This window comes from Serratia marcescens, assembly GCF_029846115.1.
In the GTDB taxonomy this organism is placed as follows: Bacteria; Pseudomonadota; Gammaproteobacteria; order Enterobacterales; family Enterobacteriaceae; genus Serratia; species Serratia marcescens_L.
Genome location: NZ_JARVZZ010000001.1, coordinates 4,232,410 through 4,256,259, shown reverse-complemented (window position 1 = coordinate 4,256,259; position 23,850 = coordinate 4,232,410). Strand labels below are relative to the sequence as shown.

Below are 23,850 nucleotides of genomic sequence, written 5' to 3'. Positions count from 1 at the left end.
TCGGCTGCAAAGATTGCTTGAGGGATATCCCTCATTGCGGCCCCGCCGGCGGTTATTTAAGCTGAAAGGGCAACGTAACGGTGAATATGGAGATAATCATGACTGATTCAGTGTCCAACGATCGTAATCCCACCCCGGATGTGGCGGAAGACAACGCGTTCTTCCCATCGCCTTACTCCCTCAGCCAGTACACCTCGTCCAAAACCGACTTCGCGGGCGCCAGCTACCCGAACGCCTATCGCGGCGGCAAGTGGAAGGTGCTGATGATCGCCTCGCAGGAGCGCTACCTGCTGATGCAAAACGGCAAGTTCTTCTCTACCGGCAACCACCCGGTCGAGATGCTGTTACCGATGTATCACCTGGATCTGGCCGGTTTCGAGATCGACATCGCCACGCCGTCCGGCGATCCGGTGAAGCTGGAGATGTGGGCGTTCCCGCAGGAAGACGACGCGGTCAAGGCCACCTACGAGAAGTACCGCAGCCAACTCAAGCAGCCGAAAAAGCTGACGGAGGTGGTGAAGGATCTGGACGGCGGCAACTACCTCGGCGTTTTCATCCCCGGCGGCCACGGCGTGCTCAATGATATCCCGTTCAGCGAAGAGGTGAAAAAGACCCTGCACTGGGCGCACGACAACGATCGCTACGTGATCTCGCTGTGCCACGGGCCGGCGGGCCTGCTGGCGGCGGGTATCGGCGAGAGCAAAGACGATTTCCTCTATCGCGGTTATGAAATGTGCGTGTTCCCGGACTCGCTCGATACCGGCGCCAACATCGACATCGGCTACATCCCCGGCCCGATGCCCTGGCTGGTGGGCGAACGCCTGCGCGAGCGGGGCGTGAAGATCGTCAACGCCGACATCACCGGCAAGGTGCATAAAGATCGGCGCCTGCTGACCGGCGACAGCCCGCTGGCCTCCAACAACCTCGGCAAGCTGGCGGCGGAGACGCTGTTGGCCGACGTCGCCGCGCGATGAGCGACGAGATCGCACAGCGCGCTTTCCAGGCGGCGCTGGCGATGGACCACGAGCGAACCCTGTCCGCCATTCAGGGGCGGGTTCGCGCCTTCGCCGCGCCGTTCGGCTTCGATCGCTTTGTGCTGTTTTCCGCTTCCGCCGCGGCGGAGGCGGGGATCGAGCATATCTATTGGGTCGAGGGCGACTGGTTCGGCGACGGCGAGGCCGTCGATGCGTTGACCTACGTGCGGCACTGCCCGGTGACCCGGCATATGCTGCGGGTCAGCGAGCCGTTTTTCTGGACCAAAACCTGGGCGGAGCAGGGCGAGCGCTACCGGATTGTGCGCACGCCGCGCGGCGCGGGCCTGCACGGCGTGCAGATCCCGATATTTGGCCCGGCCGGTTTGGAGGGCGCCGTCAGCCTGGGGGGCGAGCGCATCGATGCCTCGCCGCCGGTGCGGCTGGCGCTGTCGCTCGTAGGCTCGGCGGCCTTTCAGGCGGCGCGGCGGCTGTTCGCACCGGCGGCCGGCGAGGGAGAGGGGCGGTTGTCGGCGCGCGAGCGCGAGGTGCTGAGCTGGACCGCCATCGGCCGGCGGCAGGCGGATATCGCCGCGATGCTCGGCCTGTCTGAACGCACGGTGGAAAACCACCTGCGGCGCATTCGCCAGCGCCTTGGCGCCGCCACCACCGCGCAGGCGATCAGCGTGGCGATCCGCCTGGGGGAAATCGCCCCCGAGAGCCGTTAGCCCGCCGCCATTTGCCGCAGCAACCACTCGCGCAGCGCAATGATATCGGGGCGCTGCGCGGTTTCTTCGGTGGCCACCAGATAATAGTTGGCGCCGGGTAACGCCGTCTCGAACGGCGCGGCCAGCACGCCGCGCTGCAATAAATCGCGCGCCAGCAGCCGGCTGGCGATCACCACTCCCTGGCCGGCCACCGCCGCCTGCAGCGCATGCGTCTCATCGCTGAAGGTCAGCCCGGCTTCCACGTTCAACCCTTCCGGCCCGTAGCGCCGCCGCCAGTTTTCCCAGGTCGGCGAGTCGGCGGGCACCTGCCGATGCGCCACGTGAAACAGCGTTACCCGCTGCAAATCCTCGCTGCGCTCCAGCGCCAGCGCCGGGCTGGCCACCACGATAAAGCGGTCCTCATGCAGCAGGGTGCAGTGCAGATCGCTTTCCGGCGTTTCACGGTAGCGAATGGCGACGTCCACGGTGCGCTGGTTGAGATCCACCCGCTCGACGCTGGTGTGCAGGCGAAGATCGATGGCGGGAAACTCCGCCTTGAAATCCGCCAGGCGCGGCACCAGCCAGTGGGTGAGAAAATTGGAGGTGGTGGTGACGGTCAGCGCCGGCGGCTGCTGGGCGCGGGTGATTTGGGCAACGGACTGCTCCAGCGCGGCAAAGGCGCGCTGGGTACCGGCATACAGGATCTCGCCGGTCTCGGTCAGGCTGACGCCCTGCGCGCTGCGCTCGCACACCCGGCACTCCAACACCGATTCCAGCAGCTTGATCTGATGGCTGACCGCCGTCGCGCTGACGCCCAGCGCCTCGGCGGCCAGTTTGAAGCTGCGGCAGCCGGCCACGGCGTGGAAGGCGCGCAGCGCGCCCAGCGGCGGCAAACGGGTTTTTCTCATGGCTGAGTTATTCTCATCTAAGGCTGAAAACTATGAGTTTGTCTGACCGATTATACAAGAGATAGGCTACTGACATGTGAACAGGGAAATGAATTTATTTCATCATTTCTATCATGTCGGGAGTGAACGATGAGCCTCTATATCAACAACGGCGCCTTAGGCGCCATGGAACACACGGGAACGGCGGCGAGCGCCTTGGCGCTCAGCGTGCCGGTGGCCGCGGGCGCCTTGCTGCTGAAGACCGAAAGCCTGCTGGGCATCGGCGCAACGCTGATGCTGCTGACGGCATTGGCGCTGGCGTTTCTCGGCGGCGCCGCGCTGGCCCGCTGGCAGCCGCTGCGGAACCGGCCTGCGCTGGCTATGCTCCGCTACGGCTTTTTGCTGGCGGCGGCGGGATGGCTATTGACGCTGCTGATACTGTTCGGTGGCCACGACTGGCCGGTTCTGCTGGCGGGCATCGCCCTCGGCGGCCTGGGGCAGGGCGTAGCCTACCGCACGGCGGTGGGGGAGAAAACGGCGTTCGCCGTGGCGTGCCGGCTGACGACGGTGGTGACCATCGTGGCCGTGGGGGTTGCCGCTTTGCTGATTCAAACCTACGCCGCGCCGGGCGTGAGAGGGAGCTGTTTCGCGCTGGCGTTGCTGGTCGATTTGGCGTTGCTGGGGGCGTTGATGGCGCGGGTTGCAGAGCGGGATCGAGGCTGAGACATTGCGGAGGGACAAAGGCCTGCTTGGGGGGCGGGGCGGGCCTGTTGGTGTTTGTGGGGATATTATTCAGATAATTTCAGCATCAGAGTTTTCGGTTAATCCGTAATGCATCAACAACGAGAGAAAACGCCGGAGACGGTTGCTTACGGCTGGGATAATACAGATAGTAACCCGGAAATGGCAGGCACCAGGGTTCAAGTACTCGAATCAGACGCCCCTCGCTAATATGCGAACCAAATTCCTCTTCAGGTAAAAAGGCAATCCCGAGCCCGGCCAGCGCAGCATCAACAACATGATCCGATGTATTAAAAGTTAATTGTCCTTGAACCCGGACATTGAACTTGCCGCTCGCCTGCTCAAATTCCCAGGCATATATTTTCCCGGAACGCACCATCCGTTCATTGATACAGATGTGTTGCGTGAGATCGCGTGGTGTTTGAGGGGCAGGATGAAGAGCGAAATATTCAGGGGCGGCCACCGCTGCCATGCGCATTTTCGGACCGATAGGTACGGCTATCATATCCTTGTCGATGGTGTCTCCGAGCCGCACACCTGCGTCAAAACGGTCCGCCACGATGTCCCGGAACCCGTGGTTGGCGTCGAACTCAATTTGGATATCCGGATATTCGCGTAACAGCGGTGTCAGTTTGGGCAGCAGGGTGGTTTTCAGCACGTTCGGCCCGCAGGTAATCCGAACGATCCCAGCAGGCTTATCCCGCAGTGCCGTCAGCATGTCCAACTCGGCCTCAATCTCATCAATGCGATGGCCCACAGACTGCAGCAGGCGTTCCCCTGCAGCAGTCACTGACACGCTGCGCGTGGTTCGCGTCAGCAGGCGGATTTGCATCCGTTCTTCCAATCCGGAAATCGCCTGGCTCAGTGCGGGCTGGGTCACACCAAGCTGCGCGGCCGCGCGTGTAAAGCTGCCTTCCCGCGCCACGGTGATGAAAGAGAGTAAATCGTTGAGATTACGTCTGGCCATGTTCATTTCCAGTCTATTTATAAATTTTACTTATAAGGGCATTAAGTATTCATTAGCTAGTTAACCCGCTGCATATTGGTAACAATAACGGAATGAAAAAGTCAACGTTAACCTTTATGCAAAACGCCCACCGCAGAACGTCACTGTTGCTGACCCTCCTTGCCGGCCTGCTTTTCGTCACGCAGTCCGTTATGGCGGATGGCCATGACCGAGGAGGAGCACGGGAGACGCTTATGAAAATTGAGATCATTGTGGATGGAGAAACCGCCACCGCTACCCTTTTTGACACGCCAACGGGACGGGATTTTGCGTCACTGCTTCCCCTCAGCCTGACGCTGGAAGACTATGCCGATATTGAGCGCATCAGCAATCTGCCACGCAGGCTTTCCACGGCACACGCACCGGACGGCATGACGCCGGAAGCCGGGGATATCACTTTCTATACGCCGTGGGGCAATCTGGCGATTTTTGTCCAGGGCAGACCTTACGCCCGTTCACTGATCCCGCTAGGGAAAATCGATTCCGGACTGCCAGCCCTGGAGCGTCGCGGACCGCTAGCGGTACAGATTAGGGCCGCAGACTGACCTGCAACATCTTCCGCACCGCGCTTTTCCCTTATCACCGTCCCATCCCCTTATGCCGTATCAGCGCCTTTTGGAAAGCTGAGGGCGCGGGGAAGCTGACATCGTGTTAACCACTGAAAAGAAATTCATCAATGAGTAACCAGACAGACGAGAACAGAAAAAACATCACAGGAAGCGGAAAACATCCCGCGCACTGGAGCGGCGTCTTTGCCATGACACTGTGCGTCTTCGCACTGATCGCCTCCGAATTTATGCCCGTCAGCCTGCTGACGCCGATGGCGCAGACTCTGAATGTCACCGAAGGGATGGCCGGCCAAGGGATTGCCATTTCCGGGGCATTTGCGGTGGTAACCAGCCTGTTTATTTCCGTACTGGCAGGTACGCTTAACCGGAAAATCCTGCTGCTCGGTCTGACCTGCATTATGGCGGTTTCCGGCGCAATCATTGCCATGGCTCCTAATTATCTGATCTATATGGTCGGTCGAGCCCTGATTGGCATCGTGGTCGGCGGATTTTGGTCGATGTCGGCTGCCACGGCGATGCGTTTGGTTCCGGTGCACCGAGTTCCGCTCGCGTTGGCCATTTTTAACAGCGGCAATGCACTGGCCACGGTCATCGCGGCCCCTTTGGGCAGTTGGCTCGGTTCGGTGATCGGCTGGCGCGGAGCCTTCTTTTGTCTGGTGCCGGTCGCGATCGTCGCGTTTATCTGGCAGTTGTTCAGCCTGCCCTCCATGCAGGTCACCCGGCAGAGTACCGGTGCCAGCAATGTCTTCACGCTGTTTCGCCGTCGAGTGGTCACATTAGGCATGCTGGGCGTCGGCATCTTCTTTATGGGGCAGTTCACGCTATTTACCTACATTCGGCCTTTCCTTGAAACGGTGACGAAGGTGGATGCTTCAGTGGTCACCCTGATCCTGCTGGTTATCGGTGTCGCGGGTTTCATCGGCACCACGCTGATTGGCAGGGTGCTGAAACGCGGCTTCTACTCGACCCTGATAGCCATTCCGGTGCTGATGGCCATCACCGCGTTGGCACTGATCGCTTTTGGCAGTCAGGTGGCCATCGTGATGGTGCTGCTCGGGTTGTGGGGGCTGATTTCCACCGGTGCACCGGTGGGGTGGTGGGCTTGGGTACCGCGTACCTTTCCGCAGAATGCCGAAGCCGGCGGCGGGTTGATGGTGGCGATGGTCCAGTTATCCATTGCGCTAGGTTCAACGGTAGGGGGGCTGCTTTTCGATCACCACGGCTACCAGAGCACTTTCCTGGCCAGCGTCACGATGCTGCTTATCGCGACCGGGCTGATTTTCCTGACCTCACGTGCAGACACCTCTGCCAGAGACCATTCATAAACCCAGGAGTTATGTCATGACAGTTAAAGCGTATGGCGCCCGCGGCATCCATGATGCGCAGATTGATTTCGCGTTCTGCGGTGTCTGCCATTCGGATAACGCCACCCTGGCTTAATTATAAGGAGACCATCATGAAGAAATTTACGGTAGTTCTGGGGCTGCTCATCAGTTCATTTGCCGCCTCTGCGGCGGATATGTCCGGTGGAGCCGATAATTTTTATAAAAGCGATAAGGTGACGCAGCAAAAAGTGACCTTTAAAAACCAGTATCAGATGAACGTGATCGGCAACCTGTTTATCCCAAAATCGATGAATCAGAACGCCAAAAAGCCGGCGATCGTCGTTGGCCACCCAATGGGGGCTGTCAAGGAACAAAGCTCAACGCTGTATGCTCAAAAGCTAGCGGAGCAGGGTTTTATCACGCTGGCTATCGATCTTTCATTTTGGGGGGAAAGCGAAGGCAAACCGGGGCACCTGATTTCACCGGAAATCTACGCGGATGATTTCAGCGCGGCGGTTGATTATCTGAGTACACAGCCGTTTGTTGATTCGGAAAAAATCGGAGTGCTGGGTATCTGTGGTAGCGGAAGTTTCGTTATCAGTGCCGCGAAGATTGACCCGCGTATGAAAGCCATCGCTACCGTCAGCATGTATGACATGGGGGCTGCGTTCCGTCACGGCCTTAATCGTTCGCAGACGCTTGAACAGCGGAAGTCCTTTATCCAGTCAGCCATTGAGCAGCGTTTTGCTGAGTTCAAAGGGGGAGAGGCCGCGTATATTCCCGGCACCGTGAATAAATTGAACGCTTCTACGCCGGATATTCAGCGTGAGTTCTTTGATTTCTACCGCACCGAACGCGGTGGTTACACCCCAAAGGGTGAGAAAGAAGCACTGACGACGAAACCGATGTTGAGCAGTATCGGCAAGTTTATGAACTTCTATCCGTTCAACGATATTGAAACCATTTCACCGCGCCCGATGTTGTTTATCACCGGCGATCGGGCTCACTCAAAAGAGTTCAGCGAGGATGCATTCAAACGCGCCGGTCAGCCTAAAGAGCTTTATGTTGTACCGGGCGCAGGGCATGTCGATCTCTATGATCGTACCGACGTGATCCCTTTTGACAAACTGACAGACTTTTTCCGTAAGAACCTGCAATAACACGTTCAGTTAAGGAGCATCTGACATGAACTATAAACATCTGGGTCGTACCGGCCTGCGGGTGAGCCGCATCGGTCTCGGTACCATGAATTTCGGTGAGCTGACGGATGAGCCGGCCAGCTTCAGGATCATGGATGAAGCCGTGGATGCGGGTATCAACTTTTTCGATACCGCTGACGTCTATGGCGGGCCGCAGTCGCCGGATATGGCAAAGGGGTACGGGACATCTGAAGAAATCATCGGTAACTGGTTGGCGCTCAGTGGCCAGCGTGACCGAATCGTGTTGGCCACGAAAGTTTACCAGCCGATGGACACGGGCCCGAATGACAAATACCTGTCCGCCTACCATATTCGCCGGGCCTGTGAGGCCAGCCTGAAAAGACTGAAAACGGACCATATCGATCTCTACCAGATGCACCATATCGACCGGAACACCCCCTGGGAGGAGATCTGGCAGGCCATGGAACAGCTGATCCGTGAGGGTAAAATCAGCTACGTGGGCAGCAGTAACTTTGCCGGCTGGGATATTGCCACCGCACAGTGCACGGCTGATGCGCGCAACCTGCTGGGGCTGGCATCGGAACAGAGCCTTTACAACCTGACCCAGCGAACGGTTGAGCTTGAAGTCATTCCGGCACTGCGTCATTACGGCATTGGCCTGATCCCCTGGAGCCCGGTCGGGATGGGGATGCTAGGTGGCGTGCTGAAAAAAATTGCCGATGGCCGCCGGGCAACACCGCAGCTGCAGGCACAGATCAATCGCTTGCGGCCGCAGCTGGAGGCCTGGGAAACGCTGTGTGATGAGTTGGGGGAGGCGCCGTCAGACGTCGCGTTGGCCTGGCTGTTGCAGAACCCCGTGGTTACCGCTGTGCTCAGTGGCCCGCGCACTGCTGAACAGCTCCGTCAGAATCTCAATGCCCTGACGTTGTCCCTTTCAGGCGATACGCTCAAAAGGCTGGATACCATCTGGCCGGGACCGGGCGGGGAAGCCCCTGAAGCCTACGCATGGTAACCGTTATCCGTATTAACAATGACCGGCCTTCGGGTCGGTAATCATGTTATTTCAGTCAAATTTATTTATTACATGAATATGTTCTACTCTGCACCAATTCTTAGATGTCCGCTTTCGGCGCTACAGGCGGTCCGTTCCGTGCTAAATGCGAACCTTAGCGCTAACGTGCCTCGCTCAAGGCCGCCTCTACCCCCTCCCTATTAATATTACAAATTCTTGTATAATTCCTGCCAATACTGGGTTGACGAGTCATATCATACAGGACCACTCTGGCTATAGAATTTCCGTATTCAAAATAGGATAACGAGAGACAAGTCATGGATATCGTGAAAATTAAAGGGCGTCTGACCTTCCTTCAGAAAGCAGAAAAACTCAAAAGCGTGCTACGCAGTGCGCACTCATCTACGGGTAGAGCGGAAAGTACAGCCGAGCACTCATGGCGCCTGTGCCTGATGGCTATGATCTTTGAAAACGAGCTCGCTGGTATGGATATGCTCAGGATCCTTAAGATATGTCTCGTTCACGACCTGGGAGAAGCAATCCATGGTGACATTCCTGCTGTAGAACGAGAACTGCATCCGGATAAGAGCGAACAAGAGAAAGCCACTCTGTTGCATCTCACACATTCTCTTGGTGAAAAGCAACGGGAGGAAATTCTGTCACTTTGGCAAGAATACGAGCATGCCGCCTCGCCGGAAGCCAGGGTCGTCAAGGCACTCGATAAACTCGAAACTATCCTCCAGCACAACCAGGGGATTAATCCACCAGACTTCAATTACGAATTCAATCTGACCTATGGTCAGGAGTACACAAGCACCCATCCCTTGTTTACGTTAATGCGCGAAATCCTCGATGAGGATACGCGCCAAAAAATTGCCGAGCGTGCGCAACTGTAGTCCGAAAGATACGCGGCTATCAATATGCGAAATTTTGAGCAGGTTCCGAACCAGACGCTGGACGTCTGGGCTAACGGATATCAGTCAGCATACTTACTTTTAGAAGCGTCCGCTTTTCGCGCATAGCGAACTAAAGTTTCGCCATACCAAATAAGCCTCAGTGCGATGAAACAAATACCGATGCAGGCTGCGCGGGCGGAATGGCGAAGTGACGCTGCATGCGTTTTATCTCCTCTGCCGGTGGCAGGCCAAACAGACGCTTGAATTCACGGTTAAATTGCGAGGGGCTTTCATAGCCAACGGCGTAACTCGCGGCGGCGGCGGTGATTTGTTGGCGCACCATCAGCATCCGTGCCTGGTGCAGGCGTACCGATTTCACATACTGCATCGGGGGCATCTGCGTTATCGCCTTGAAATGGCTATGAAAGGTCGGCACGCTCATGCCGGCCATCATCGCCAGCTGCGTCAGCGTTAACGGCTCCGCGTAAGCGGCATGGATGTGCTGCAGTGCTTTACCGATTTTGCCAAACTGGCCCTGCAAGGCCAGCGCGGCACGCATTGCGTTGCCCTGTGCGCCTGTCAGCACGCGGAAGTAGAGTTCACGCACCCGCGCCGGGCCGAGGATCGCCGCCTCAAGCGGGTTGGTCAGGACGTCAAGTAAGCGAAGAACGGCCATTTTTACCGCGCCGTCCATGGGGCTCGACATCATGCTTTGCGGCGCGACGGGAGGATGCGGGGCGCCATGCTGTTCAATCTGCAACATCAGTTCCGCGGCAAGCCGAAAATCCAGATGCATATAAATCGCCAGCAGCGGATGTGCTGCCGACGCATCGGTTTCCATCACAAACGGCACCGGCACCGAAACCGCCAGGTAGTGCTGCTCATCATATAAATAGGTCTGTTGACCGAAATAGCCGCGTTTGCTGCCCTGGCAGACAATCACGATCCCCGGATCGTAAAGCACCGGCGTTCTGGCAAGCGGGCGATCGGAACGCAAAATTCGCACATCAGGTAGGGCAGTGAGGTTGTATCCCTCTTGCACCGCAAGTCTATTCATCAGGGCAATCATGTCGGACATCCCACCACCTCATAAAATCAGGCAAGAAAAAGAGAAGATACGGCCTAAAAATGCGGCAGATCAGAGAATACCATGCAATCTTCATGGTTCATGGGAGTTCTTTTTATGGCATCTGCAAAAACGATTTTAATCACCGGCGTCAGCAGTGGCTTTGGTCAGGCGCTGGCGCGCGAAGCCCTCGCCGTCGGGCATCGTGTTATAGGGACGGTGCGCAACAGCGAAGCGCTGCAGGCTTTCGGCGCGCTCGATACGCAGCGGGCTTTTGGCTATCTGCTTGATGTCACGGACGTTGAGCGTATTGATGAGGTGGTTGGAGAGATAGAGTCCGCCGTCGGTCCGATAGATGTGCTGGTGAACAATGCCGGTTACGGCCATGAAGGCATTCTGGAAGAATCCCCGCTTGCAGAGCTGCGCCGCCAGTTTGACGTCAATGTGTTTGGCGCGGTGGCGATGATCAAAGCCGTGCTGCCGGGCATGCGCCAGCGCCGTCGCGGCCACATTATCAATATCACCTCAATGGGCAGTTTCATTACCTTGCCCGGTATCAGCTATTACTGCGGCAGCAAATTTGCACTGGAAGGGATATCAGAAACGTTAAGTAAAGAGCTTGCCCCGTTCAACCTACACGTGACCGCCGTGGCGCCCGGCTCGTTTCGAACGGACTGGGCCGGGCGTTCAATGGTGCGCAGCCCTCGCCGTCTCCCTGACTATGACGCGTTATTTGAACCTGTTCGTCAGGCGCGTCAGGAAAAAAGCGGTAAGCAACTCGGCGATCCGGTTAAGGCGGCTCACGCCATGCTGGCATTGATCGAGAGCCGGAACCCGCCAACGCATCTGTTGTTAGGCAGCGACGCATTAAGTTTAGTGCGGCAAAAGCTCGAGGCGTTAGGTCAGGAAATTGAACAATGGGAGAAACTCACCCGTTCAACGGATGGCTGACCGGTTTCGGGTAGAGAGTGTCGGGGATCATCGATGATGACCGTCCAACAGCAAAAAGCCCGCTCAGGTTTCCCTGAGCGGGCTTCTCTAAATATGGCTCCTCTGACTGGACTCGAACCAGTGACATACGGATTAACAGTCCGCCGTTCTACCGACTGAACTACAGAGGAATCGTGTGAACGGGGCGAATAATAGCGAGGCACCGTCGGCATGTCAAAGGCGGATTACACATTCTGTGACTGTTTGCTTACAGAATGCGCAACCCGTTGAGTTTTTTGGCAGATTTAGCCCTCGGGCGCCCGCTGCAGGCGCAGCTGATAGCGGTAAACGCCGGCGGTGAGCAGGTCATCCCGGTGCACGCTCGGGCTCCAGGAATCGTCGCCGCCCACCCCCATGTGGAAGCCGTCCAGATGCAGCCAGGTGCCTGCTTCCGGCTGCAGCAGATGCTGGTGGCTGCAGGCCATCAGCTGTTGCAGGCCGTAGCGGCTGAGCGAGAAGTGGAAGCGGCCGTCGATGCGCCAGCCGCCGTAGCGCAGGCTACGGGTGTCGCAGCGCAGGCCGTTCTCGCCGGGGAAAAGATACGGCGTGTGCAGATCCGCCAGCGGCAGGCGCCAGCGCCCGTGCTGCGCGGCCAGGCGGCGATCCGGGTAGTTCTCGTGCGGGCCCAGGCCCAGCCATTCCACCTGCGGTTGCACCGTCGCCAGTTGGCAGTGCAGGCCGATGCGTGCCGGCGGCGGCAGAGTATCGGCCACCTCGACCTCCACGTTTACGCTCACCGCGCCCAGCGCATCGAACAGCCACTGTTTGCGGCTGATCAGCAAAATCTGTCCGTCCACGCCGAACTGGTGTTCGCTCACCACCTGCACGCCGTTTTGCAGCGCGTCGGCCTGCAGCCGCGTGCAGCGTTCCTCCAGCCGGTACAGGCCCGCCAGCTTCCAGCGTTCGACCCAGGCGTTGGGATCGATATGGTCCGCCTCGCTGACGCCGATGTCGTTATCGATCGGCGCGCGCGCAAAGCCGTCGCGCAGCGGCGTCAGCAGCTGCGGCTGCTCATTCTGCCACCACTGCGTCAGGTGGCCGCTGCTGCGCTCGAAGCGCCAGCGCTGGTCGCCGTGGGTCAGGGTCAGCCCCCGATCGTCTTCAATCAGCGTGGGCGGCACGCCCTGCGGCGGCGGCGGCACGGGATGCAGCGCGCGCGGCACCCGCCACTGATCCCAGGCGCAGCGGTGGTGCGCTTCGGACCAGTCGGTGGCCTGCGGCTGTACCACCTCTACGTTCAACCACAGCTCGCCGGGCTGATGCAGCATCGGCAGGCGATCGAGCAGGGTGAAGCTAGCGCTGCCCTGCGGCGGCAGCGCCAGATCGAAGCTGCCGCTGGCGCGCTCCACGCCGTCCAGCTCCAGCCGCCAGTTGAGCTGCTCGTTGTCGGTGTGGCGGAACAGGTAATCGCTGGTGACGGTCAGCGTCAGCGCGGCGGCGTCGAAGGCGAAGCGGAACAGCTGCTGCGCCCGCTGCGCTTCGAACAGCGCTGGGTGCGGAGTGCGATCCGCGAACACCAGCCCGTTCAGGCAGAACTGGCGATCGTTGGGGGTATCGCCGAAGTCGCCGCCGTAGGCCCAGTACTCTTCGCCCTGGGCGTCGCGCTTGATCAGCGCCTGATCGACCCAGTCCCAGACAAAGCCGCCCTGCAGGCGCGGATAGTGGTGGAACGCGCGCCAGTAGCGCTCAAAGCCGCCGAAGCTGTTGCCCATCGCATGGGCGTATTCGCACAGGATCAGCGGCCGCTGCTCCTCCGGCAGGCCGATCCACTTGCCGATCGCCCATTTGGGCACCGCCGGGAACGGCTGATCCTGATCCACCCGCGCATACATCGGGCAGATGATGTCGGTAGCGGCAGTGTCGGCGCCGCCGCCTTCATATTGCACCGGGCGGGTCGGATCCTGGCTTTTCACCCAGCGGTACAGCGCGTCGTGGTTCACGCCGTGGCCGGACTCGTTGCCCAGAGACCAGATAATGATGCAGGGGTGGTTGCGATCGCGCTGCACCATGCGGGTAACGCGCTCGCTCATCGCCGGCAGCCACAGCGGATCGTCAGCCAGGCGGTTCATCGGCTGCATGCCGTGGGTCTCGATATTGGCTTCGTCTACCACGTACAGCCCATAGCGGTCGCACAGCCGATACCATAGCGGGTGGTTGGGATAGTGCGAGCAGCGCACCGCGTTGAAGTTGTGCTGTTTCATCAGCAGGATGTCGTGGCGCATCGTCGCCTCGTCCATCACCTGGCCGTGGCGCGGATGATGCTCGTGGCGGTTAACGCCGCGGATCAGCAGCGGCTGCCCGTTGAGCCTCAGCAACCCGCCGCTGATGTCCACCTGGCGGAAGCCGACGTCATAGGCCTCCACCTCGATAATCTCCCCCTCGGGTGAGAGCAGGGCGACGGTAGCGCGATACAGCGTGGGCGTTTCGGCGCTCCACAGCGCCGGGCGTTCTACCGGCAGACGCAGCGTGACGCGATCGTCATAGGCGCCACGCTCGTCCACGATCTCGCTGCCGAGTGGCTGGGTGCGTTCGGCCACCCGCGCGCCATCGCGCCACAGCTGAATCTGCACCTGCAGCGGGCCGGGCCGGCTGGCGCGCGCCGTCACCACCAGTTCGCCGCGGGTAAAGCGGTCATGCAGCGGCGTGGTGATGCGCACATCGCTCAGGTGCGCGGCGGGTTTGTGCAGCAGGCTGACGTCGCGGAAGATGCCGCTCATGCGCCACATGTCCTGATCTTCGAGATAGCTGCCGTCGCACCAGCGCAGCACCATCACCGCCAGCCGGTTTTCTCCCGGCTGCAGCCACGGGCTGAGATCGAACTCCGCCGGCAGGCGGCTGTCCTGCGAATAGCCGACCCAGTGGCCGTTGCACCACAAATAGAACGCCGAGTTGACGCCGTCGAAGATGACGCGCGTCTGGCCGGCGGCCAGCCAGGCCGGATCGACGCTGAAGGTGCGCGAGTAGCAGCCGGTCGGGTTGTCTTCCGGCACGCGCGGCGGATCGACCGGGAACGGGTAGCGCACGTTGGTATAGATCGGCGCATCGTAGCCGGCGAGCTGCCAGTTGCCCGGCACCGCCAGCGGGGCGGCGTCCGGCAGATCCTGCTGCAGCCAGCCTTCCGGCGTCGCCTCTGGGCGCGGGAAATAGCTGAAGCGCCACTCGCCGTTCAGCGACCTGCGGCTGGCGCTGGGGGCATCGTCGCGCGCGTCTTCCAGCGTGCGCCAGCTGGCGAACGGCGGGTGGGCGTCCAGCCGGCGGGAGTGGGTGCAGGCCGGGTTTTGCCAGTCACGGCGGGCGAGGATCTCGGTCAGGGAAGCAAGGGGCGCAGCGGGCATCGGCGATCGTCCAGTCGGCTAGGTGATGCTCACCAAGATGCTGACCGGCGCATAAAAAGTAAAGCGGTTACACGCAACCTTGCAAGGGCGATCAAATAACCGTTAATGCGGTTCGCCGGCGCGGTAGATCCGCTGCGGGCGGCCGACCTTGCCGTAAATGATCTCGGCGCGCAGCTGCTGCGCGGCGGTGCAAAACTCCAGATAACGGCGCGCGGTGGTGCGGCTGAGCCCCATTTTTTGCGCAACGCTTTCAGCGGTGTGGCGCGCGGCGGGTTCGGCAAACAGCGCGCGGACCTTGCCCAGCGTCAGCTCGTCGATGCCGGCGGGCAGCGCCGCCTGCTGTTCGCCGCGGGCGTAGGTGTTGAACATCTCGTCGATGCGGCGCTGGTTGAGGCGCGCTTTGTCCTTCAGCGCTTCGCGGCGCTGGCTGAAGCGCTGCAGGGTCTGGCTCAGCCGGTCATAGGCCAGCGGTTTGATCAGGTAGTCGAACACGCCGTAACGCAACGCCTCGGCCACGGTGGCCATGTCGCTGGCGGCGGTGATGAACACGATGCCGCCGCGATACCCGCTTAGCGTCAGTTCGCGCAGCAGGGTGATGCCCTGGCCGTCGGGCAGAAAGTTGTCCAGCAGGATCAGGTCCGGCTTGAAGCGCTCGGTCATGGCGCGCGCCTGCGCCAGGGTGCCGGCCAGCCAAATCTGGCGGCAGCCGCCGTTCTGGCGGATAAACTCCGCGTGCATTTCCGCCAGCGGCGTTTCGTCTTCAACGATCAGGATGTTCAGCCATTCCATAATGAAACCTACTATTGCAATCAAGATGCTAAATGAATGTAAGTAAATTGCGGCGCCAAATAAAGATTATCTCAATAATAAACACCATAAGATTAATTAAGCAAATAAAGAACATTAAATAACTTATTAACCGGAATCGGTTTGTGAAATAGGTCAATAATCGGCGTTTTTTTTCTGTTTACCATTGATTTATCGAACGCGAATCGGCGTTTATCTTCATGGTTTTTAAGGTTTTAATTATCTTGCTTAATGTTAATTAAAATGCATTTTTGTATTTAATTTGTTGTTTGCCAGTTAACCCAGAGAGCGTGTTATGTTAGGCGATGCCGTATTTAATCGGGTAAAGCGATCGGATCATAAAGCGATTTCGGAAATAAGCGCCTTCTTGCGCAGTAACGATCTGAATATCGACACCACGGTTGAAATATTTATTACCGTTACCCAGCACGACAAATTGGTCGCCTGCGGCGGCATCGCCGACAATATTATCAAATGCGTCGCCATCAGCCCGCTGATGCGCGGCGAAGGGTTGGCGCTGGCGCTGGCGACCGAGCTGGTGAACCTGGCCTACGAGCGCCACCACACCCAGCTGTTTATCTACACCAAGGTGCAGAACGAACCGCTGTTCCGCCAGTGCGGTTTCTACCCGATCGCCACTGTGCCGGGCATCGTGGTGCTGATGGAAAACAGCCCGTGTCGCCTGAAGCGCTACGCCGCCCAGCTGGCGAGCCAGCGCCGGCCGGGTGACACCATCGGCAGCATCGTGATGAACGCCAACCCCTTCACCCGCGGGCATCAGTATCTGGTGCGTCAGGCGGCCAAACGCTGCGACTGGCTGCACCTGTTTCTGGTGAAGGAAAACACCTCGCGCTTCAGCTATGAAGACCGCCGTCGGCTGGTGCTGGCCGGCACTTCCGATATCCCCAACCTCACGGTACACGAAGGCTCGCAGTACGTGATCTCGCGCGCCACCTTCCCCTGTTACTTCATCAAGGATCAGGGCGTGGCCGACGACTGTTACACCGAAATCGATCTGAAGATCTTCCGCCAGTATCTGGCGCCCGCGCTGGGCATTACGCACCGCTTCGTCGGCAACGAGCCGTTCTGCGCGGTGACCGCGAAATACAACCGCGACATGCGCTACTGGCTGGAAACGCCGGCGCTGCCCAGCCCGCCGATCGCGCTGGTGGAAATCGAGCGTTTGCAATATCAGGGCACGGCGATCTCCGCCTCCTGGGTGCGCAAGCTGCTGGCGGCGGGGGACTTCCACGCCGCCGCGCCGCTGGTGCCGCCGGACACCCTGTACTACCTGCAGGATCTGCAAACGCAGCGCCGGGCCAAGGCGGCCCCGCATCCTTTTGAGTCCGCACAATCAGGTGAATGATGAAAATTATCCGAGAAGCAATGGCCGGCACGCTGGAATCCAGCGATGTCATGGTGCGCATCGCGCCCGCCGAGGGGCCGCAGCACGATCTGTTGATCGCCAGCAGCGTGGAAAAACAGTTCGGCGCGGCGATCCGCCACACCCTGCTGGAGGTGCTGCAGCGTTATGAGGTGGAGCCGGTGCAGGTGATCGTCGATGACAAAGGCGCGCTGGACTGCGTGCTGCGCGCCCGGCTGGAAACCGCGCTGATGCGCGCCTGCGAGGGCGGCCAACTGCCGTGGGAGGCGAAAGATGAAAACGCTGAATAAAACCCGGCTGCGCCGCAGCATGCTGTTCGTCCCCGGCGCCAACGCGGCGATGGTCAGCAACGCCTTTATCTACCAGGCCGATGCCCTGATGTTCGATCTGGAAGACTCGGTGATCCTGCGTGAAAAAGACGCGGCGCGCCGGCTGGTGTACCACGCGCTGCAGCACCCGCTGTACCAGGAGGTGGAAACCATCGTGCGCGTCAATGCGCTCGACTCCGCCTACGGCCTGGCGGACCTGCAGGCGGTGGTGCGCGGCGGCGCGGACATCGTGCGCCTGCCGAAGACCGACAGCGCGCAGGACGTTATCGACATGGAACGCGAGATCGCCGCCATCGAAGCGGCCTGCGGCCGGCCGGTCGGCAGCACCGGGCTGCTGGCGGCGATCGAATCGGCGCAGGGCATCACCAACGCGGTAGCGATCGCGCACGCTTCGCCGCGGCTTATCGGCATCGCGCTGGGGGCGGAGGACTACGTGCGCAACCTGCGCACCGAACGCTCGCCGGAGGGCATCGAGCTGCTGTTCGCTCGTTGTTCGCTGCTGCAGGCGGCGCGCGCCGCCGGCATTCAGGCGTTCGACACCGTCTATTCCGACGCCAATAACGAGGCCGGCTTCCTGCAGGAAGCGGCGCTGATCAAACAGCTCGGCTTCGACGGCAAATCGCTGATCAACCCGCGCCAGATTGAGCTGCTGCACAACCTGTACGCGCCGACCGCCAAAGAGGTGGCGCACGCGCAGCGGGTGGTGGACGCCGCCGAAGCGGCGGAGCGGGATGGGCGCGGCGTGGTGTCGCTCAACGGAAAAATGGTCGACAGCCCGGTGATTGAACGCGCCCGGCTGGTGCTGGAGCGCGCCGCGCTGTCCGGCTTACGGGAAGAACCGGCGCAGCACGGGGAGGAAGCATGATGAACCGCCAACAACGATTGATGACCTTCGCCAACCCGGCGGATCTGCCGGGCTATCAGGACGTGTCCAAAGCCAATCTGCAGGCGCGCAAACCGCGCGATCTCAAGCTGTGCGACTCCTTGCAGGAAGCGGTGCGCCGCAGCGGGCTGCAGGACGGCATGACCATTTCCTTCCACCATGCGTTTCGCGGCGGCGATTTGACCCTCAACCAGGTGATGGAGACGCTGGCGGCGATGGGGTTCCGCAACCTGACGCTGGCCTCCAGCTCGCTGACCGACTGCCATGCGCCGCTGGTTGAGCATATCCGCCACGGCGTGGTGAGCCGCATTTACACCTCCGGGCTGCGCGGCCCGCTGGCGGACGCCGTTTCGCGCGGCCTGCTGGCGGAGCCGGTGCAAATTCACTCGCACGGCGGCCGGGTCAACCTGATCGAATCCGGCGAGCTGAAGATAGACGTGGCCTTCCTCGGCGTGCCGGCCTGCGATGAGTTCGGCAACGCCAACGGCTACAGCGGTGAAGCCTGCTGCGGCTCGCTCGGCTATGCGCGGGTGGACGCCGAGGCGGCGGGCACCGTGGTGCTGCTGACCGAGCAGCTGGTGCCGTATCCGCATCATCCCGCCAGCCTGGCGCAGGATCGGGTGGATCTGATCGTGCAGCTGGAGCGGGTGGGCGACGCCGACAAGATCGGCGCCGACGCCACGCGCATGACCTCGAACCCGCGCGAGCTGCTGATCGCCCGCCGCGCCGCCGAGGTGATCGCCGGTTCCGGCTACTTCACCGAAGGCTTCTCGCTGCAAACCGGCACCGGCGGCGCCTCGCTGGCGGTGACCCGGTTCCTGGAGGACAAGATGCGCGCCCGCGGCATTCGCGCCGCGTTCGCCCTTGGCGGCATCACCTCGACCATGGTGGATCTGCACGAGAAAGGGCTGATCGGCAAGCTGCTGGACGTGCAGAGCTTCGATCGGGCGGCGGCGACCTCGCTGGCGCGCAACCCGCGCCATATCGAAATCAGCGCCAACCAGTACGCCAACTTCAGTTCCAAGGGCGCGTCGGTCGATCGGCTCGACGTGGTGGTGCTGAGCGCGCTGGAAATCGACACCGGCTTCAACGTTAACGTGCTGACCGGCTCCGACGGCGTGCTGCGCGGCGCGTCCGGCGGCCACTGCGACACCGCCGCCGCCGCACGGCTGGCGATCATCGTTGCGCCGTTGGTGCGCGGGCGTATCCCGACGCTGGTGGAGCAGGTGACCACCTGCGTCACGCCGGGCTCCAGCATCGACATTCTGGTGACCGACCACGGCATCGCCGTCAACCCGGCGCGGCCGGAGCTGGCGCAGCGCCTGCGGGAGGCCGGGCTCGAGGTGGTGAGCATCGATTGGCTGCGCGCCCGCGCGCTGCAACTGACCGGCGAACCGCAGCCGATCGCCTTTACCGACAAGGTGGTGGCGGTGGTGCGCTACCGCGACGGCTCGGTGATCGACGTGGTGCATCAGGTGGCGGAGTAAACGATGGCCGCCGTCGATCCCCAACTGGCCGCCGAACGTGCGGTCAGCCTGCCGGCGCTGCTCACCAGCCGCGAATGCCGCCAGGCGCGGCAGCAGGCGTGGCTGGCGCAGCACCAGTGCACGCTGCTGGTGCTGACGCTGGTGGTGCCCGGCCCGGTGAAGGACAGCGCGCTGACGCGCGGCATCTTCAATCTGGGGTGGGCGGCGTTGCTGCGGCTGTGCGCCGAACAGGGTTGGCCCAGCCCGCAGGCCGAGGCGCTGGCGCTCGCCACCGGCTGCGAAGGGTTTGTCGCGCTGCGCGCCGATGCCCAGCGGGTGAAGGACTGCGCCATGCAGCTGGAGGTGAGCCGCCCGATCGGCCGGCTGTGGGATATCGACGTGCTGGATACGCAGGGGCGCATTTTGTCGCGCCGTGACATCGGCCTGCCGGAACGGCGCTGCCTGCTGTGCGGCCAACCGGCCAAGATCTGCGTCCGCCAGCGGCGGCACAGCAGCGAGCAGCTGCTGCATGAAATGGAAAGGATGTTCAACGATGCGATCTCTGCCGATTAACCTGCCCGCCCACCGTGCCGAACCGGCCTGCGATTTCGCCCGCGCCGCTTTCCGCGCGCTGCTGGTGGAAGTCAACCTCACGCCCAAGCCGGGGCTGGTGGATCGCCATAACACCGGCGCCCACCGCGACATGGATCTCGGGCACTTCTATCGCAGCGCCCGCGCCATCGGCGTGTGGCTGCCGCGCTTTATCCAACGCGGGCGCGAGGACGCCGCTTTGCCGGCAGAGCAGCAGCTGGCGCGGCTGCGGCCGCTCGGCCTGGCCTGCGAAAACCAGATGTTCCGCGCCACCGGCGGCATTAACACCCACAAGGGCAGCGTGTTCTCGCTCGGGTTGCTGTGCACCGCCTTCGGCCGCCTGCAGCAGCAGGGCCGCGCCATCGGCGCCGAAGCGCTGTGCGCCGAGGTGGCGGCGATGTGCCGGGGGCTGGTGGATCGCGAGCTGCGGCGCAACAACGCTGGGCAGACCGCCGGCCAGCGGCTGTTCGCCGCGCACGGGTTGAGCGGCGCACGCGGCGAGGCGGAGGCCGGTTTCCGGCTGGTCATTGACGGCGCGCTGCCGCTGTATCGGCAACGGCTGGCCGCCGATGGCGACGAACAGCGGGCGCTGCTGGACAGCCTGCTGTGGCTGATGGCCCACAACGACGACACCAACGTCGCCTCGCGCGGCGGCCTGCACGGGCTGCGCTGGCTGCGGCGCCGGGCGGCATTGCTGCTGGCGCAGGGCGGCTCGGCGGGGGAGGCGGGTCTGGCGCGCCTGCGGCGCTTCGATGCCGACTGCATCGCCCGCAACCTCAGCCCCGGCGGCAGCGCCGACCTGTTGATAGTGACCTGGCTGCTGGCGCAGCTGGGTGCCCAAGAATAATAACCAAGCCTTCAGGAGAGTCCCTATGTCCCAAACCCAGGAAAAGATCTGGAAAGCGATAGCGCCGCTGGCGGTGCTCGCGATCCTGTTATTGATACCGGTTCCCGACGGCATGCCGCCGCAGGCCTGGCACTACTTCGCCATCTTCGTGGCGATGATCGTCGGCATGATTCTGGAGCCGATCCCGGCCACCGCCATCAGCTTTATCGCAGTGACCGTCAGCGTGCTGAGCGCCAACTGGGTGCTGTTCGGCGCGCAGGAGCTGGCGGAGCCGGGCTTCAAGGCCGGTAAAGAGGCGCTGAAATGGGGGCTGGCGGGCTTCTCCAGCACCACCGTCTGGCTGGTGTTCGGCGCCTTTATCTTCGCGCTGGGCTACGAGGCCACCGGGCTGGGGCGGCGCATCGCGCTGTTCCTGGTGAAGTTCATGGGCAAGCGCACGCTGACGCTGGGCTATGCGGTGGTGATCATCGATATCCTGCTGGCGCCGTTCACGCCGTCCAACACCGCGCGCACCGGCGGCACGGTATTCCCGGTGGTGAAAAACCTGCCGCCGCTGTTCGATTCCTTCCCCAACGATCCCTCCTCACGCCGCATCGGCGGTTACCTGATGTGGATGATGGTGGTCGGCACCAGCATCAGCTCCTCGATGTTCGTCACCGGCGCCGCGCCGAACGTGCTGGGCATCGAGTTCGTCGGCAAGATCGCCGGGGTGCACATCAGCTGGATGCAGTGGTTCCTGGCGTTCCTGCCGGTCGGCCTGCTGCTGCTGATCATCGCGCCGCTGATCTCCTACTACCTGTACAAACCGGGCGTGACCCACAGCAGCGAAGTGGCCGCCTGGGCGGATACCGCGCTGGGGGAAATGGGCAAGCTGACGCGCAAGGAATACACCCTGATCGGCCTGGTGCTGCTCAGCCTGTGCCTGTGGGTGTTCGGCGGCAAAATGCTGGACGCCACCGCGGTGTGTCTGTTGGCGGTGTCGCTGATGCTGGCGCTGCACGTGGTGTCGTGGAAAGAGATCACCAAATATTCCAGCGCCTGGAACACGCTGGTTAACCTGGCGACGCTGGTGGTGATGGCCAACGGCCTGACGCGCTCCGGCTTTATCGACTGGTTCGCCCAGACCATGAGCACCCACCTGGACGGCTTCTCGCCGAACATGACGGTGGTGGCGCTGGTGCTGGTGTTCTACTTCGCCCACTACCTGTTCGCCAGCCTGTCGGCGCACACCGCCACTATGCTGCCGGTGATCCTGGCGGTCGGCAAAGGGCTGCCGGGCGTGCCGATGGAGCAGCTGTCGATGCTGCTGGTGCTGTCGATCGGTATCATGGGCGTGCTGACGCCGTACGCCACCGGGCCGGGGGTGATCATCTACGGCTGCGGCTACGTGAAGTCGAAAGACTACTGGCGCCTGGGCGGCATTCTCGGCGTGGTGTACATTGCCGCGCTGCTGCTGATCGGCTGGCCGATCATGAGCCTGTGGTACTGAGTTGAAGCCACGCGGCCACCGCCCGGTGGCCGCGGTTACGATCCTTTCCCGTGAACCCTGTCACACACTTGTCACACTAACCCCGCCATCATACTCGGGCAAACGCTAACACCTTAAAAATAATCATTTTCCGGGAGCCTCTGCGGATGAGAAAAAAAACGTTATTACTGTGCCTGCCTTTGTTATTCACCGGGAGCGCGCTGGCAGACGCCGGCGGTTATCAGCTGGAACAGGTGCTGGTCATGAGCCGCCATAACCTGCGCGCGCCGCTGGCCAACAACGGCAGCGTGCTGGCGCAGTCTACGCCGAAGGCCTGGCCGGCCTGGGAAACGCCGGGCGGCCAGCTGACCACCAAGGGCGGGGTGCTGGAAGTGTATATGGGGCACTACTTCAACGCCTGGCTGAAACAGACCGGCCTGTTGCCGCAAGAGGGCTGCCCGACTGCCAGCAGCGTGTATGTCTACGCCAACAGCCTGCAGCGCACGGTGGCCACGGCGCAGTTCTTCAGCAACGGCGCGTTCCCCGGCTGTGACGTCAGCGTGCACCATCAGGACAAGATGGGCGAGATGGATCCGACCTTCAACCCGATCATCACCGACACCAGCGAGGCCTTCAACCAGCAGGCGCTGGCGGCGATGAACGCCGCGCTGGGCTCGCTGAAGCTGGACGCGGCTTACCAACAGCTGGCGAAGATCATCGACTACAAGGATTCCGCCGCCTGCAAGACCGACAAACACTGTGACTTGACCAAAGAAGCCAGCGTGATGAGCGCGGTGCCGGGCAAAGAGCCGGGCGTCTCCGGCCCGCTGCGGGTGGGCAACTCGCTGGTGGACGCCTTTATGCTGCAGTATTACGAAGGTTTCCCGATGAAAGAGGTGGCCTGGGGCAAAATCGCCACCCCGCACCAGTGGCAGCAGCTGGCGCAGCTGAAAGACGGCTATCAGGACTCGCTGTTCACCTCGCCGGTGGTGGCGCAGAACGTCGCCAAGCCGCTGCTGACCTATATCAACAACGCGCTGCTCGGCGAGCGCAAACCGGACGCGCCGAAGCTGACGGTGCTGGTCGGCCACGATTCCAATATTGCCTCGCTGTTGTCGGCCATGCAGTTCCAGCCGTATCAGCTGCCGCAGCAATACGAGAAAACGCCGATCGGCGGCAAACTGGTGTTCCAGCGCTGGCGCGACGCGCAGAACGACCGTGAATTGCTGAAGATCGAGTACGTCTATCAGTCCACCGAACAGCTGCGCAAGGCGATGCCGCTGACGCTGCAAACCCCGCCGCAGCGGGTAACGCTGGCGCTGAAAGGCTGCCCGATCGACAAAGACGGTTTCTGCGCCTGGAGCGATTTCGAGAAGACCATGAAAGGCATCTTGTAATGCCCAGCCTCTC

At 61.4% G+C, this 23,850-nt stretch carries 22 protein-coding genes and 1 tRNA gene; 17 read left to right on the top strand and 6 right to left on the bottom strand.

What is annotated here, in order from left to right:
- The first annotated feature begins 98 nt into the window (after positions 1-98).
- Positions 99-974, top strand: a complete 876-nt coding sequence (gene hchA, locus QDT79_RS20365) for a glyoxalase III HchA (protein ID WP_060425936.1) — start codon at positions 99-101, stop codon at positions 972-974.
- Entirely contained in the window at positions 971-1,699 is a 729-nt protein-coding gene (locus QDT79_RS20360) for a PA1136 family autoinducer-binding transcriptional regulator (RefSeq protein WP_063989293.1), read from the top strand. Before hchA ends, QDT79_RS20360 begins: the two co-directional genes overlap by 4 nt.
- On the opposite strand, the gene QDT79_RS20355 is transcribed toward QDT79_RS20360, so the two are convergent.
- Positions 1,696-2,586, bottom strand: a complete 891-nt coding sequence (locus QDT79_RS20355; protein ID WP_063989294.1) for a LysR substrate-binding domain-containing protein — start codon at positions 2,584-2,586, stop codon at positions 1,696-1,698. The two genes, QDT79_RS20360 and QDT79_RS20355, sit on opposite strands and share 4 nt — an antisense overlap.
- Positions 2,587-2,715: 129 nt before the next feature.
- On the opposite strand from QDT79_RS20355, the gene QDT79_RS20350 reads away from it, so the two are divergent.
- Complete coding sequence (locus QDT79_RS20350) at positions 2,716-3,288, top strand: hypothetical protein (protein WP_308316987.1); 573 nt, start codon at positions 2,716-2,718, stop codon at positions 3,286-3,288.
- A gap of 85 nt (positions 3,289-3,373) precedes the next feature.
- On the opposite strand, the gene QDT79_RS20345 is transcribed toward QDT79_RS20350, so the two are convergent.
- A complete protein-coding gene (locus QDT79_RS20345) occupies positions 3,374-4,273 on the bottom strand; it encodes a LysR family transcriptional regulator (protein ID WP_107226483.1) in 900 nt (299 codons plus the stop codon).
- Positions 4,274-4,506: 233 nt separating this feature from the next.
- Here QDT79_RS20345 and QDT79_RS20340 point away from each other — a divergent pair, with 233 nt between their 5' ends.
- The 5 genes from QDT79_RS20340 (at position 4,507) to QDT79_RS20320 (ending at position 9,274) form a co-directional block, all read left to right on the top strand.
- Entirely contained in the window at positions 4,507-4,857 is a 351-nt protein-coding gene (locus QDT79_RS20340) for a cyclophilin-like fold protein (protein WP_107226596.1), read from the top strand.
- Between the two features lie 131 nt (positions 4,858-4,988).
- Positions 4,989-6,206, top strand: coding sequence for an MFS transporter (locus QDT79_RS20335; protein ID WP_107226482.1), 1,218 nt, complete (start codon positions 4,989-4,991; stop codon positions 6,204-6,206).
- A 131-nt stretch (positions 6,207-6,337) separates the two neighbouring features.
- Complete coding sequence (locus tag QDT79_RS20330; RefSeq protein WP_308316986.1) at positions 6,338-7,366, top strand: alpha/beta hydrolase; 1,029 nt, start codon at positions 6,338-6,340, stop codon at positions 7,364-7,366.
- A gap of 25 nt (positions 7,367-7,391) precedes the next feature.
- A complete protein-coding gene (locus tag QDT79_RS20325; protein ID WP_107226480.1) occupies positions 7,392-8,378 on the top strand; it encodes an aldo/keto reductase in 987 nt (328 codons plus the stop codon).
- Between the two features lie 317 nt (positions 8,379-8,695).
- Positions 8,696-9,274, top strand: a complete 579-nt coding sequence (locus QDT79_RS20320; RefSeq protein ID WP_107226479.1) for an HD domain-containing protein — start codon at positions 8,696-8,698, stop codon at positions 9,272-9,274.
- Positions 9,275-9,431: 157 nt separating this feature from the next.
- Here QDT79_RS20320 and QDT79_RS20315 read toward each other — a convergent pair whose 3' ends face one another.
- Positions 9,432-10,352: an AraC family transcriptional regulator gene (locus QDT79_RS20315; protein WP_149559153.1), complete on the bottom strand. Its 921-nt coding sequence runs from the start codon at positions 10,350-10,352 to the stop codon at positions 9,432-9,434.
- A gap of 105 nt (positions 10,353-10,457) precedes the next feature.
- Between QDT79_RS20315 and QDT79_RS20310 the strand changes: the two genes are divergently transcribed.
- Positions 10,458-11,291 (top strand): oxidoreductase, encoded by an 834-nt coding sequence (locus tag QDT79_RS20310; RefSeq protein WP_107226595.1) that lies wholly within the window; start codon positions 10,458-10,460, stop codon positions 11,289-11,291.
- Positions 11,292-11,385: 94 nt separating this feature from the next.
- On the opposite strand, the gene QDT79_RS20305 is transcribed toward QDT79_RS20310, so the two are convergent.
- From QDT79_RS20305 to dpiA, 3 genes are all read right to left on the bottom strand, one after another.
- Positions 11,386-11,461 (bottom strand) — tRNA-Asn (locus tag QDT79_RS20305).
- A 114-nt stretch (positions 11,462-11,575) separates the two neighbouring features.
- Positions 11,576-14,665 (bottom strand): beta-galactosidase, encoded by a 3,090-nt coding sequence (locus QDT79_RS20300; RefSeq protein ID WP_308316985.1) that lies wholly within the window; start codon positions 14,663-14,665, stop codon positions 11,576-11,578.
- A gap of 102 nt (positions 14,666-14,767) precedes the next feature.
- On the bottom strand, positions 14,768-15,454 hold the full coding sequence (dpiA, locus tag QDT79_RS20295) for a two-component response regulator DpiA (RefSeq protein ID WP_021505854.1): 687 nt from the start codon (positions 15,452-15,454) through the stop codon (positions 14,768-14,770).
- A gap of 313 nt (positions 15,455-15,767) precedes the next feature.
- On the opposite strand from dpiA, the gene citC reads away from it, so the two are divergent.
- The 8 genes from citC (at position 15,768) to agp (ending at position 23,837) form a co-directional block, all read left to right on the top strand.
- Positions 15,768-16,838 (top strand): [citrate (pro-3S)-lyase] ligase, encoded by a 1,071-nt coding sequence (gene citC / locus QDT79_RS20290; RefSeq protein ID WP_130017198.1) that lies wholly within the window; start codon positions 15,768-15,770, stop codon positions 16,836-16,838.
- Positions 16,838-17,146 (top strand): citrate lyase acyl carrier protein, encoded by a 309-nt coding sequence (citD, locus tag QDT79_RS20285; RefSeq protein WP_019452464.1) that lies wholly within the window; start codon positions 16,838-16,840, stop codon positions 17,144-17,146. The genes citC and citD overlap by 1 nt, the downstream gene beginning before the upstream one ends.
- Positions 17,130-18,050 (top strand): citrate (pro-3S)-lyase subunit beta, encoded by a 921-nt coding sequence (gene citE, locus QDT79_RS20280; protein WP_308316984.1) that lies wholly within the window; start codon positions 17,130-17,132, stop codon positions 18,048-18,050. Before citD ends, citE begins: the two co-directional genes overlap by 17 nt.
- Positions 18,050-19,555 (top strand): citrate lyase subunit alpha, encoded by a 1,506-nt coding sequence (citF, locus tag QDT79_RS20275; protein WP_004940815.1) that lies wholly within the window; start codon positions 18,050-18,052, stop codon positions 19,553-19,555. The genes citE and citF overlap by 1 nt, the downstream gene beginning before the upstream one ends.
- Before the next feature lie 3 nt (positions 19,556-19,558).
- Complete coding sequence (citX, locus tag QDT79_RS20270) at positions 19,559-20,107, top strand: citrate lyase holo-[acyl-carrier protein] synthase (protein ID WP_308316983.1); 549 nt, start codon at positions 19,559-19,561, stop codon at positions 20,105-20,107.
- Positions 20,088-20,972: a triphosphoribosyl-dephospho-CoA synthase CitG gene (gene citG / locus QDT79_RS20265; protein ID WP_060430289.1), complete on the top strand. Its 885-nt coding sequence runs from the start codon at positions 20,088-20,090 to the stop codon at positions 20,970-20,972. The genes citX and citG overlap by 20 nt, the downstream gene beginning before the upstream one ends.
- A gap of 25 nt (positions 20,973-20,997) precedes the next feature.
- Positions 20,998-22,461, top strand: coding sequence for an anion permease (locus QDT79_RS20260; protein ID WP_004940821.1), 1,464 nt, complete (start codon positions 20,998-21,000; stop codon positions 22,459-22,461).
- 146 nt (positions 22,462-22,607) lie between these two features.
- Complete coding sequence (agp, locus tag QDT79_RS20255; RefSeq protein WP_308316982.1) at positions 22,608-23,837, top strand: bifunctional glucose-1-phosphatase/inositol phosphatase; 1,230 nt, start codon at positions 22,608-22,610, stop codon at positions 23,835-23,837.
- The last annotated feature ends 13 nt before the right edge of the window (positions 23,838-23,850 follow it).